Annotated in this window: 10 protein-coding genes and 2 riboswitches; of the genes, 3 read left to right on the forward strand and 7 right to left on the reverse strand. The window is 40.8% G+C overall.

From position 1 onward, the window contains the following. Positions 1-186: 186 nt before the first annotated feature. Positions 187-1,395: an ornithine--oxo-acid transaminase gene (locus tag IHV10_RS04310; protein WP_197127479.1), complete on the reverse strand. Its 1,209-nt coding sequence runs from the start codon at positions 1,393-1,395 to the stop codon at positions 187-189. A gap of 147 nt (positions 1,396-1,542) precedes the next feature. On the opposite strand from IHV10_RS04310, the gene IHV10_RS04315 reads away from it, so the two are divergent. Both IHV10_RS04315 and IHV10_RS04320 read left to right on the forward strand, forming a co-directional pair. After that, positions 1,543-1,899 carry a DUF1516 family protein gene (locus tag IHV10_RS04315; protein WP_066392958.1) on the forward strand — a complete coding sequence of 119 codons (357 nt, stop codon included), beginning with the start codon at positions 1,543-1,545 and terminating at the stop codon, positions 1,897-1,899. Positions 1,900-2,047: 148 nt separating this feature from the next. Continuing rightward, complete coding sequence (locus IHV10_RS04320) at positions 2,048-3,826, forward strand: sensor domain-containing protein (protein ID WP_197127480.1); 1,779 nt, start codon at positions 2,048-2,050, stop codon at positions 3,824-3,826. 23 nt (positions 3,827-3,849) lie between these two features. Here the strand turns inward: IHV10_RS04320 and IHV10_RS04325 are convergent, their stop codons facing one another. From IHV10_RS04325 to IHV10_RS04350, 6 genes are all read right to left on the reverse strand, one after another. Further along, positions 3,850-4,887, reverse strand: coding sequence for an ABC transporter permease (locus IHV10_RS04325; RefSeq protein WP_197127481.1), 1,038 nt, complete (start codon positions 4,885-4,887; stop codon positions 3,850-3,852). Next, positions 4,868-6,373, reverse strand: coding sequence for a sugar ABC transporter ATP-binding protein (locus IHV10_RS04330; protein ID WP_197127482.1), 1,506 nt, complete (start codon positions 6,371-6,373; stop codon positions 4,868-4,870). The genes IHV10_RS04325 and IHV10_RS04330 overlap by 20 nt, the downstream gene beginning before the upstream one ends. Continuing rightward, positions 6,370-7,506 (reverse strand): sugar ABC transporter substrate-binding protein, encoded by a 1,137-nt coding sequence (locus IHV10_RS04335; RefSeq protein WP_197127483.1) that lies wholly within the window; start codon positions 7,504-7,506, stop codon positions 6,370-6,372. The genes IHV10_RS04330 and IHV10_RS04335 overlap by 4 nt, the downstream gene beginning before the upstream one ends. Further along, entirely contained in the window at positions 7,503-8,561 is a 1,059-nt protein-coding gene (gene mtnA / locus IHV10_RS04340; protein ID WP_370629655.1) for an S-methyl-5-thioribose-1-phosphate isomerase, read from the reverse strand. The genes IHV10_RS04335 and mtnA overlap by 4 nt, the downstream gene beginning before the upstream one ends. A gap of 3 nt (positions 8,562-8,564) precedes the next feature. Continuing rightward, on the reverse strand, positions 8,565-9,782 hold the full coding sequence (gene mtnK / locus IHV10_RS04345) for an S-methyl-5-thioribose kinase (RefSeq protein WP_197127485.1): 1,218 nt from the start codon (positions 9,780-9,782) through the stop codon (positions 8,565-8,567). A gap of 87 nt (positions 9,783-9,869) precedes the next feature. After that, positions 9,870-10,035, reverse strand: a riboswitch (SAM riboswitch). A gap of 106 nt (positions 10,036-10,141) precedes the next feature. Further along, positions 10,142-11,011 carry a carbon-nitrogen family hydrolase gene (locus IHV10_RS04350; protein WP_370629640.1) on the reverse strand — a complete coding sequence of 290 codons (870 nt, stop codon included), beginning with the start codon at positions 11,009-11,011 and terminating at the stop codon, positions 10,142-10,144. A gap of 21 nt (positions 11,012-11,032) precedes the next feature. On the opposite strand from IHV10_RS04350, the gene IHV10_RS04355 reads away from it, so the two are divergent. Further along, entirely contained in the window at positions 11,033-12,199 is a 1,167-nt protein-coding gene (locus IHV10_RS04355) for a pyridoxal phosphate-dependent aminotransferase (RefSeq protein WP_197127487.1), read from the forward strand. A 248-nt stretch (positions 12,200-12,447) separates the two neighbouring features. Beyond that, a riboswitch (SAM riboswitch) is annotated at positions 12,448-12,566 on the forward strand. The last annotated feature ends 72 nt before the right edge of the window (positions 12,567-12,638 follow it).

The following is a 12,638-nucleotide window of genomic DNA, read 5'->3' on the forward strand; positions in this document are numbered from 1 at the left end:
TGAAAACTTTTGGATTGAGAGCTAAAACTTCTGGATAAACCGCTAAAACTTTTGGATTGATCCATAAAAGTTGTGGATTCATCTATTAAAAAGCGGATTAATACCCTAGTCCGTATATGAAATTGAGCTCAATTGTAGCCCTAAAAAAAGCTGACTCCAAAAAGAGTCAGCTCTCAATAAATTAAATTAAACAGAAAGTACGTTTTTAATGCGTTCGATCGCCCAATCTAGATCTTCATCAGAAATGATTAATGGCGGTGCGAAACGAATAACGTTTTCGTGTGTTTCTTTACATAACAAGCCTTGCTCTTTTAAGCGCTCACAATATGGACGAGCTGGTTCGTTCAGTTCAACACCAATGAACAGGCCTTTACCGCGAACTTCTTTGATCACTGGATTATCAATCTTCTTTAACTCGCCTAAGAAATATTCACCCAATTTAAGCGAACGCTCAACTAAGTTTTCTTCTACAAGCACGTCTACAGAAGCGACTGATACCGCACAAGAAAGCGGGTTTCCTCCAAAAGTTGATCCGTGTGATCCAGGATTGAACACGCCAAGTACTTCACGGTTTGCTGCTACACAAGAGATTGGCATTACGCCGCCGCCAAGTGCTTTTCCTAAGATGTACATGTCTGGCTCGATCTCTTCCCAGTCACAAGCAAACATTTTGCCAGAACGGCCAAGTCCAGATTGAATCTCGTCTGCAACAAAGAGTACATTTTCAGACTTACAAACGTCAAGCGCTTCTTTCAAGAAACCTTCACGTGGAATAACGATTCCTGCTTCACCTTGGATTGGCTCTAGAATGAATGCAGCGGTATTAGGTGTAATAGCTGCTTTCAGGGCGTCTAAGTCACCGTAAGGAATCACTTTGATTCCTGGTAGCATAGGACCGAACCCACGTTGGTAATCAGGATCAGATGACATCGAAACGGCAGTCATCGTGCGTCCATGGAAGTTTCCTTCACATACGATGATCTCTGCTTGATTATCCGTAACACCTTTAACATCATATGCCCAGCGGCGTACAGCCTTAATAGCTGTTTCAACAGCTTCTGCACCGGTGTTCATCGGTAACACCATATCTTTTTTTGTTAGGCTTGATACTTTTTCATAAAAGTCACCAAGCTGATCGTTATGAAATGCGCGTGATGTTAATGTAACTTTGTCTGCTTGGTCTTTAAGTGCTTGGATGATCTTAGGGTGGCGGTGTCCTTGGTTTACCGCAGAATATGCACTAAGCATGTCCATGTAGCGGTTACCTTCCGGATCTGTTACCCATACACCTTCAGCTACCGAGATAACGATAGGAAGCGGATGATAGTTTTGTGCACCATATTGTTCCGTTTTAGAAATTACAGTTTCCGTATTTCTCGTTTCTGTCTGTTTCAAAGGAAACACCTCTATTCTGCAAGATTTCTCACATTGCTATTATAGCAATGAAAGTGCTTACTTTACAGAGGGAACTCTTTTGATTGCCTAGTTCATAGCAGTTCATGGTATAGTAATATGGAGAATTATACATAGGAGGATATATTTATGATTCATGCTCATGTAACATCGTGGTTTCTGGCATTAATTTTGTTTTTTGTAACGTATATGCTATACAAAAAAAATGCAGGAAAAAAATCAAAAATTTTGCATATGATTCTGCGCGTTCTGTACTTAGCGATTCTGGCAACAGGTGGTCACATGCTGGCTGGTTATTTAACCGATCCAGGAATTGTTAATCAAGGGCCGATAATTATTAAAGGAACTTTAGGAGTAGTCCTCATTGGTTTAATGGAAATCATCCTTGTTCAAAGAAAACGTGGTGAGAGCCGCCTGCTCAATTGGGTGTTTTTCTGGATTACTTTATTGTTAGTACTATTTTACGGTTATTCCGTACTTGGTTAATGCGTTTTAAGCCGCCCTTGCAGGACGGCTTTTTTTATTGGATAAAATAACCAATCTTTGTTTTGTTAACAATGCCTCCTGTACACCGATATAAATGATAGCACGTATCACTTTATAAATTGGTTCATTGGACAGATGAGGTGTAAGAATGAAAGAGATGGATGAATATTTAGCGCTATCTCATTTAATCAAGATGAATACGAAAGAGATGGAAGAGCTTAATGATAATCTAATTGAATCTGAACAACGTTATAAATCGTTGTTCGATCATAATCCTGATATGATCTATTCTATGGATCTACAAGGTTATATAACGAGTGTGAACCATGCGCTCGTTCAGTCTTTAGCATATTCAGAAGAAGAGTTACTCTCAACCCACGCTCTGCAATTTGTGTGCGATGAAGATCATAAACGGGTTGTTGAACACTTCAGGCTCGCCGTACATGATAAACCGCAAAATTTTATAGCGAGTATCAAGAAAAAAGATGGCGGACACATTTTAAGCAGCATCACGAACATTCCAATCGTCGTAAACGATCAAGTAGTTGGTGTATATGGGATCGGAAAGAACATTACCTGGCAGCAAAAAGCGGAAGAAGAGATCGAACAGCTAGCGTTCCACGATTCGTTAACCGGTTTACCGAACAGAAGTTTATTTGAAAAAAGGCTGAGAGAACTCGTTTCTGAAAGTGATCCTGCAAACCACTTATTAGCTGTGATGTTTGTGGATATTGATCATTTTAAGATTATAAATGAGAGTTTAGGTCATCATATCGGAGACGTTGTGTTAAGGCATGTAAGCAATCAGCTTAGACAAGTAATCCATAGTCAAGATTTGCTATGCCGGTTCGCGGGGGACTTATTTACGTTAATCTTGACGATTGAAAAGCCAGCAGACGTGATCGATACAGCAGATCGGATTGAAGAAGCACTTCAATTACCGATCTATCTTGATGGACAAGAGTATACGGTTAGTACTTCAATCGGTGTCAGTATCTATCCAAATGACAGTACGAGTGCTGATGTTCTTATAAAGAATGCTGACACGGCTCTGCATAAAGCAAAAGAAAAGGGCCGTGGGAAACGTGAATTCTTTACGGGGGATATGAACGCATTCACACTTGAAAGGCTAAAGCTAGAAGGCTTTTTGCGTAAGGCGGTTCAAAAGGGTGAGCTTGAACCTTATTTTCAACCTCAATTTTGTTTGAAAACGGAAATGGTCCTCGGATTTGAGGCGCTTGTTAGGTGGAATCATCCTGACTTGGGCTTGGTATCTCCGATGCAGTTCATACCTTTAGCTGAAGAGATCGGACTTATTGATGAGATCGGTCGGTTTGTTCTATTCGAGTCTTGTAAGCAGCTAAAAAGATGGCATGATGATGGCGCGCCTCATCTTTCTATCTCTGTAAATGTTTCAGGCAGACAGTTTCAAAGGTTGTCATTTGTATATGAAGTAAAAGAAGCGATAGAAACGGCAGGAATATCCGCTGAATATTTACACCTAGAATTAACAGAGAGTACGATGATACAAAACGTCCAATACAGCATAAGCATCATGCAAGAATTAAGAGAGCTAGGTGTTCGTTTATCGATCGACGACTTTGGTACAGGTTACAGTTCTCTTAGTTATTTAAAAGATTTTCCGGTCGATTATTTAAAAATTGATCAAAGCTTTATCAGACATCTGAGTGATGACTTTTTTAATACGAGTGATGCAGCAATCATAAAAGCGATCATCATGATGTGTGAAGGTCTTTCTCTTTCTACGGTGGCAGAAGGTGTAGAAACATATGAACAGATGAAATTACTTCAAGAATATGGCTGTCATACTGCACAAGGCTATATAATCAGTAAGCCTATGCCTGCTTATGAAGCGAGTGAGTTCTTAAAGAAGTTTCGGGCAGAAAAAAACAGCACAACTCCGTAAAGGAAGTGCTGTTTTTGTTCGTGCTATTTTTTCTTTTCATAATACATAAATGCTAGGGCACCAATCAGTATAGAACCTTTTACGATATCTTGTGCGTAGTACGGAACGTTTAACATCGTTAAACCATTAAGAAGTATACCGATCAAAACAGCACCAACAAAAGTACCGATCACATTCGGTTTCCCTGCACCAAATACGGAAAAACCAATAAATGCAGCTGCAACACCATCCATTAACAAAGGAGCACCAGCAGAAACTTGGCCGGTTCCGATTCGTGCCGCTAATAGAATACCAGCAAGAGTGGCAAAGAATGCAGATAAAAGATAAGCATACATCTTGTAACGCTGAACAGGGACACCAGATAGACGAGCTGCTTCTTCATTTCCACCTGTAATATACAATAATCTTCCAAACCTAGTCTGCTGTAGAATGATATGAACAACAATAACGGCGATCAGCATGATAATGACGGGAACTGGAACCGACCATATTTCACCTTGACCGATAAATAAGAAAGAAGGAAGGAAAACCCCAGGTGCTGTTCCACCTTCTGACAAAGGCATGTTGTTGTAGATCGAAAATCCTTTTGTGAAGGTAAGGTGCAATCCATTGATTATATACATAACTGCAAGAGTTGCGAGCAGATCTGGAAGTCTTACTTTTACAACGAAGAACGAGTTTAATAGTCCTACTAATAAACCAATAGCAATGGGAATGAGAATGGCGATAATCGTTTCTTGGCGATACAGAACAAGAGCTGCAGCACTCGTAACGGTCGCAAGGCTTGCCGTTGATCCGACAGAAAGGTCAAAGCCACCAACGATTAAAGAGATGGTTACACCGATCGCAAGCAATGTAATAATGGAAACAGAGCGTAAAATATCCGTAAAGTTTTGATAGCTTAAGAACTTGTCGTTTGCTAGACTAAAGCCTATTACGGTTAATAATATGACAAGAAGCGTGCCGTATCGGTAAAGAAAAGGAAAGACCTTTTCTTGAAGTGAGAGTTTAGTAGTGTTTATGTCGTTCTCAACATGTTCTTTATGAACGTACTGTGCCATAATGACCTCCAGTTGCATAGTGCATAATTTTTTCAGTGGTAGCTTCGTGTTTGTTTAATTCTCCAGCAATTTTACCATCGTACATAATGAGGATCCGGTCACAAAAAGCGAGTAGTTCTTGTATCTCACTCGTGAAATAGAGAATTCCTTTTTTGTTTGCAGCTAAGTTTTTGATGCATTGAAACACATCTTGCTTAGCACCAACATCTATTCCTTTTGTCGGCTCATCGAAAATAAATACATCTCCGTCCGTAAGAAGCCATTTACCGATCGAAGCTTTTTGCTGATTACCTCCGCTTAAATGGTTCAGAAGAAGAGACGATTTTTGTGTCTTGATACCGAGCTGTTTGATCCATTTCTCAGCTTCTGTTTTTTCGCGTTTTCTTTGGATAAACCCAAACTTGGTAAACTGTTTTAAGACGGGTAGTGTTAAGTTCTCAATCACATTGTAATCCACGAGTATCCCTTCTTTACGGCGTTCTTCTGGAACAAAACCGATACCAGCAGAAATGGCTTTTTGAGGGTTAGAGATTCTAACTTTTTTTCCTTTCATGTAAATAGAGTCTCTAGAGGGATCTGCACCAAATAATGCTCTCGCCGTTTCGGTCTTTCCTGCACCTACTAATCCGGCAACGCCAACAATTTCACCTTCTCGAACGGAAAAAGATACAGACTCATTGGTAGCAGGAACACTGAAATGTTTGGCTTCTAAAAGTGTATCGCCCAGTGTTCTGTCTGCTTCATCGTTTAAGAGTTCAACCAATTCATTGCCTAGCATCGCGCGAACTATTTCTTCAGAAGAGCAGTCAGACGTTTCTTTTTGAAGCGTCACATACCCATCTTTTAAGACGGTTACTCTAGTCGACAACTCCATGACTTCAGGTAAACGGTGTGAAATATAGATAATGCCAACACCTTGCTTTTGAAGTTCACGAAGTACAGAGAAAAGATGCTGAGCTTCTTTCGTACTAAGTGCGGCTGTAGGTTCATCAAGAATAATAAAAGATATATTCCGAGAAATGGCTTTTGCAATAAGAACCAACTGTTTTTCAGCTAAAGAGCAATGAGAAAGAGGAAGGGCAGGGTCAAGATGTAGACCAACTCTGTTCAAAAGCTCTTGGGCTACTTTATATCTTTTTTTCCAAGAAAAAAAAGCAGGTCCTGAGATAAACGTATTCATTGTAACGTTCTCAGCGATACTTAATGAGGAAACGAGAGCGGTATCCACTTCTTGAACGACCATCTCAATGCCAGCCTCTTTTGCATGAGCTGGTGTTTTAAGTATCAGCTCTTTTTCATTCAATGTGATAACACCGCCATCACGTTCATAATCACCAGACAGTATTTTCATGAGTGTACTTTTACCAGCACCATTTGCTCCTAAAAGAGCATGGACCTCACCGCTTTTTACGGTAAAGTCCACTCCTTTTAATACAATCTGTTCACCAAACGATTTTTGTATAGAAGTTAATGAGAGTATCGTCATTGTTGGTTATCCTTACGTAAGTTTTCCATCCAAGGAGATGTTCCGGCATCTGATTTGCCCCAGCCTTCTACGTACTTACCGATCTCATCCATAGAGACTTTGGATTTAGGCAGATCCTCTTTTTCTACAAGGTGAGGTTGAACACTATAAATTTGTGGTGTTTCTTCACCGGCTACTTTTTGGTAAAGAAAACGCACTTGCAATTTCCCTACATCAGCAGGATCAGTTGCAGCGGTTGACACCCACGGACTATCACTTTCTTGCATCAGTTGCAGATCTTCGTCACTTAAGTCGATTCCATATACTTTAATCTCGTCACGTCCAGCTTGTTGGATCGCACGCGTTACGCCTTTAGCAAATTCGTCCCAAGGAGCGAATACAGCGTCAATATCACCTTTTTTCGGATATTTCTGTAGTAAAGCTTCCATTTGTGACTGTGTATCAAGTGCAGTATTTTGTGTAGCTGTACCGAATCGAGCGATTTCTTTAATAGAAGGATAACGTTTCTTAAAAGCTTCATACATAACGTTTCTTCGTTCCATCGGTGTAAAACCGCCTACCCAAACGTATACGATCTCACCTTTACCATTTAAGTCTTGCGCCATGCTTCGTAAAGCATTCCAAGAAAGGCTATAGTCATCCTGATCGATGACTGTTACTCCTGGAATGTTGATATCACTATCAAAAGCGACAACTGGTATTCCTGCTGCAACTGCTTTTTTCACACTTGGAGCGATCGCATCTGCACGACCATGATCGATTAAGATTCCATCAACTTGTTGGTTAACGGCTGTTTCAACATATGCTGCCATTTTTGAAAGATCGTTATCAGCGTTATAGATTTGCACCTCACCGCCAAACTCTTCCACTTGCTTTTTTACGCCACTAATATATTGAGAAGAAAAAGTACCGATAGAGAACTGATTAATTGAAGCGATCTTTAAAGGCTTCTGAAGCTGTTTTGGAACTTTGCTTGACGTAGAAGCAGTTACTGTAGAATTTGATTGTGACTCATTTGCTGCAGCAGGTTTTGTTTCTGTCTTATTGGAAAGAGCATCTTGCTCATTGGTGCATCCTGTTAAGAACAAGGCTGACGTTAGGCAAGCGGTTGCCAAGATTCTAAAAGGTCTCAATGCTTTTCTTCCTCCTTAAGTGTGGATAGTACTTCTTTATAATTGCCATTGACGATTCCTTTTTCAGTTATGATCGCTGAGATGTATTCAGCGGGAGTTACATCGAAAGCGGGATTGAACACTTTTATTCCTTCTGGTGCAATGCGAACACCGTTTAGATGCGTGACTTCTTCTTCCGGACGTTCTTCGATCGGAATATCATCACCGCTTGTTGTACTGAGATCTAAGGTAGAAAGAGGACAAGCGACATAAAAGGGAATACCAAGCGCTTTTGCTTGTAGCGCAAGACCAAAAGTTCCGATTTTGTTAGCTGTATCGCCATTCGCTGCCACTCGATCACATCCAACGATCACCGCTTTAATGTTCTTTGTTTTTAGCGTGTGGGCTGCCATATTATCTGTGATCAAGGTCACATCAATATCGTTTGCTTGCAGCTCCCATGCTGTTAAACGAGAACCTTGTAAAACAGGACGAGTTTCGTTCGCGTAAACAGAAAGGTTCCAGCCTTGTTCTTTAGCAAGATGAAAAGGAGCTAACGCTGTTCCATATTTGCTTGTCGCGATGGCACCTGCATTACAGATCGTCATGACAGCGTCTCCGTCTTGGAGAAGTGACAAAGCGTACTCACCGATCTTTCTGCATGTATTCTCATCTTCTTCTCGAATTAAAAGTGATTCAGCTTCAATTCTACTTTTCGCCTCTTCTACTGAAGTTGATTGTTGAGCAGAAGCAACAACACGATCTAATGCCCAAAATAAATTAACAGCGGTAGGGCGGGAAGACGCTAAGTAATCTCTTTGTCTTTGCAATTTAGTTAAAAACGAGGAATGATCCACCTCTTTTTCAGAATTACTCCATAGTGCGAGTCCGAATGCAGCAGCGATCCCAATAGCTGGCGCGCCTCGAACTTTAAGCTTAGAAATTGCGTCCCATACGTGTTCAATCGTGGTTACATTTAAGTAAACCGTGTGATGGGGAAGTTGTTGTTGATCTAATATAAGAAGATGGTCACCTCTGTATCGAACAGAAGGAACCCATTTTTCTGCTACAGTCATCATTTAAGCACCTCTAATCCAGTCAGTAAGTTCTGTGATGTTTGTAAGTTTCCTTTGATTTTTAACAAGTTTTGCCCCTAACGCTAGTGCTGTTTTTTTATAAAAGAGCTCTACCTCTTTTTGGGGGATAGTATCTAGATCAGCAACGTGTGCAAGTCCAATCGTTCTTCGAATAATCTCACAACCAGCAAAACCGATAGCTTCTTGGAAAGTCTTTTCCAAGAAATTATCAAGTACACCGTCAATCTTGGCAAAAGGGTCTGTTGCTTTCTCGTTACATAGTTGTGAGAACGTTTCTCTGTATGTTTCCCAAGTCTTTTCGATCGTTTGTAACAGGTAGGTTTGTAAAGATTCGCGATGAAATGGCTCTTTTGCATGTGCATTCTGAGAAAGATGATTAAGCGCAAGGTTAGCTATGAAGTGAGCGATATCGAATCCGGCTGGCCCATAGAATGCAAACTCAGGATCGATCACTTTAGTAGAATCGCTTTTTACAAAAATACTTCCAGAATGTAGATCTCCATGAAGAAGAACTTCTGCTTTAGTTAAGAATGAGAGTCGCAGTTGAGCTACCTCTTGTAAAAGCTCTTTGTCATTCCAAATTACATCAACTTCACTTTGGAGTTCAGCAGGGAAGTCATTTGTATCATGATTGAAAAATGGATCAGTGAACACTAAGTCTTCCGTGATCTTGCAAAGTTCAGGGTTTGAAAATTGTTTAACTTGTTCTTTTTTTTCAAAAGGATGCAGGTAGAAATCACTAGAATAAAAAGCTGTTTTAGCAGCAAATGTTCCAATGTCATCAGCAAGTTTGGGATAAATTTGACCGTCAATAAGTCCTTTTCGAAGGATGACATGGTCAGACAGATCTTCCATAACTGTGACAGCAAGTGTTGAATCTGAAAATAAAACCTTCGGAACTAAGTGAGGAACGGATTCAGCTTCTTTTAATAACGCATCGCTCTCGATTCGTGCACGATCTAGTGTGAGCGGCCAGCTTTCTCCAACCACTTTTGCATAAGGAAGTGCTTGTTTAACGATTACAGCTTTTTTGGATAGTGCGCTTTCTATATGAAAGACAAGGTTTAAGTTGCCATCTCCAATCTCTCTAACATGCAGTTGGTCTTGTTCGGATGCATCAAAAAATGCTAAAGGTTTTACCACATCAAGCACTGTCAGTTCGTTTAACGGTTCATATGTAGATCTTACTTGTACGCTCATTTTTGTTCCCCCCGGAAAGTTTTTTTACAAATAAAAAGAGCCTCTTTTCGTATAAGAAAAGAGGCTCGGAATGATGATTTCCCGCGCCTCTTATCTTAGCAAAACAAAAATGTTTTGCCGGAATTAGCACCGTGCCATACGCTGAATTAATCAGCGGCTCCCCGTATAATGCGGGCGCCCCATCTTACAATGGTATTACGGTCGGTTGCTGGGTTTCATCGGGCCATATCCCTCCACCTGCTCTTGATAAGAGACCAAAATTATTCGTTTTGTTAATGCGTAACAATATTCACGCAATTCATAATCGTTATACTACAACGTTGTATGGAGATCTGTCAACACTAAATTCTTAAATGGATTTAATACAGATCTGTTCGACGGTCGTTAAATACAGGAACCTTTACACGGACTTCGTCTACTAATTCAGGTGAGATCTCTGCTGTAAGGATCTCCTCTTCGTGCACAGATCCTTCAGCAATGATATCTCCCCATGGGTCAATAATTAGTGATTGACCAGCGAAGGTGTTTTTAGGGTCGCTTCCAACTCGGTTACAAGCAATAACGTAGCATTGATTCTCTATAGCACGTGCGATAAGCAATGCTCGCCAATGAGATTGTCTTTGAATCGGCCATTCGGCAGGAACGAACAATATTTTTGCCCCTTTTATGAAAGGAGCACGGATCCATTCAGGAAAACGGATGTCATAACAGATAGCAAGGGTCGAGAGATTACCGTCGATTGTAAACAGATTGCTATTACTGCCGGGGGAGATATATTTTTCCTCTTCCATAAGTGTGATCAGGTGAGCCTTTGAGTAGGTGCCAACATGTTCACCGTTTCGGTTGTAAGTGAGTGATGTGTTGTAAACTGAGTTACTCTCACGATATGCGATAGACCCTCCGACAATATTAGTATCAAGCTCTTTAGATAACTCGCTTAACCATTTCTTTGCTTTCTCACCATCATGATCGCTAATCTCATCTAATCGGGTAAGATCATACCCAGTATCCCATAGTTCTGGTAGTACGATCGTATCAGGATTATGATGTTTAACGGCTTTACGAATTTTATTTTCGATGTGTTTATAATTTTCATCAGGTTTCCCATATTGAATGTCAACTTGTATGCAGGCAATTTTCATGATTGTACCCTCCAGGTTGTAAAAAAAGTCTTTACAGAATTTCCTTAAGCGTATAACATAACTGATTAGAATTTCAAGAACATTCAAATTAGACTGGAAGTGATCGTCGTGAAACGTTTTGAGCAGGCAGAAGTGATGGGGAAACTGCCAGAGCAATTTTTCGCCAAGCTTGTAAAAAAAGTATCTTACTATGTAGAGCAAGGCTTTGATGTTATTAATCTAGGACAAGGGAATCCTGATCAACCAACTCCACAGCATATTGTTGATGCATTAAAAGATGGAGCCGATAGACCTGATTTTCATAAGTATTCACCGTTTCGCGGACATGGATTTTTGAAGCAGGCAGCTGCCGATTTTTATAAACGAGAATATGGAGTAACACTCGATCCTGAGAAAGAAGTAGCCGTTCTCTTTGGCGGGAAAGTAGGTTTAGTAGAGCTATCGCAGTGCTATTTAAATCAAGGAGATGTTGCACTCGTTCCAGACCCGGGATACCCTGATTATTGGTCAGGTGTTGCAATGGCTGGTGCTACTATGGAGACGATGCCCTTAAGAAAAGAAAATGACTTTCTCCCGAAGTATGATGAGTTACCTGAGACAGTATTGAACAAAGCAAAGCTTATGTTCTTGAACTATCCAAACAATCCTACAGCAGGGGTTGCAACAAAATGCTTTTTTAAAGAAACAGTAGAACTCGCTAACAAACATGATATTCTCGTGTGCCATGATTTTGCTTATGGAGCAATCGGATTTGATGGACAAAAGCCGGTCAGTTTTCTACAGATAGAAGGAGCAAAGGACGTAGGTATAGAGATTTACACCCTTTCTAAAACGTATAACATGGCAGGATGGCGCGTTGGATTCGCGGTTGGAAACGAAACTGTTATTGAATCTATTAACCTTCTTCAAGATCATTTTTATGTAAGCTTGTTCGGAGCTGTCCAGCACGCGGCGGCTGAGGCATTGAACGGACCACAGCAATGTGTGGATGAACTGGTAGATACATATGAACGTCGCCGAAACGCATTCATCGGACGTTTGAATGAAAACGGCTGGAAGGTAGAATCGCCAAAAGGTTCATTTTTCTGCTGGCTGCCTGTACCTGATGGGTATACTTCTGAAACTTTCGCAGACTATTTGCTAGAGAAAGCACACGTCGTAGTCGCGCCAGGCATCGGATTCGGAAGCGAAGGCGATCGGTATGTACGTGCCGGCCTACTAACATCAGAAGAACGTCTGATAGAGGCTGCTGATCGGATTGCTAAATTGATTTAAATTAGTTTTTTGAAAATTTTTTGTTAATAGTGTGTACCTTCATTGACAGTTGATTGCAGTGCAAGATGCGAGACTCCTGGGGGACGAGTGTGTCAGGTGAGACCCTTAAGGGCGCAACGCGGCAAGGGGCTCACCGCACGCCCCCCGGAAAGCGAGCATCTGGAACGGAAATCAATTGCTTTCAAGGGTTGACAGATCCTTCATACCCTGTCATAATCACAATTAAAATTATATTCTAACAATTTGCACTCTTATTAAGAGCAGGTGGAGGGACTAGCCCGATGAAACCCGGCAACCATTCAGTTAATTTAGCTTAACTGAAAACGGTGCTAATTCTTGCAGTCGAACGTTGACTGAGAGATAAGAGGAAGTGGAACTGTCAATATGTAGACACCCCTTCCTCGTGAAGGGGTTTTTTGTGTTTTTGAAAGGAGAACGA

It is taken from the genome of Fictibacillus sp. 5RED26, assembly GCF_015903895.1.
Lineage (GTDB): Bacteria > Bacillota > Bacilli > Bacillales > Fictibacillaceae > Fictibacillus > Fictibacillus phosphorivorans.

Bases quoted from the DNA above. Each gene is read 5' to 3' on its own strand.
- IHV10_RS04315 (WP_066392958.1), top strand. From the start codon at position 1,543: ATGATTCATGCTCATGTAACATCGTGGTTTCTGGCATTAATTTTGTTT.
- IHV10_RS04320 (WP_197127480.1), top strand. From the start codon at position 2,048: ATGAAAGAGATGGATGAATATTTAGCGCTATCTCATTTAATCAAGATG.
- IHV10_RS04325 (WP_197127481.1), bottom strand. From the start codon at position 4,887: ATGGCACAGTACGTTCATAAAGAACATGTTGAGAACGACATAAACACT.
- IHV10_RS04330 (WP_197127482.1), bottom strand. From the start codon at position 6,373: ATGACGATACTCTCATTAACTTCTATACAAAAATCGTTTGGTGAACAG.
- mtnA (WP_370629655.1), bottom strand. From the start codon at position 8,561: ATGACTGTAGCAGAAAAATGGGTTCCTTCTGTTCGATACAGAGGTGAC.
- mtnK (WP_197127485.1), bottom strand. From the start codon at position 9,782: ATGAGCGTACAAGTAAGATCTACATATGAACCGTTAAACGAACTGACA.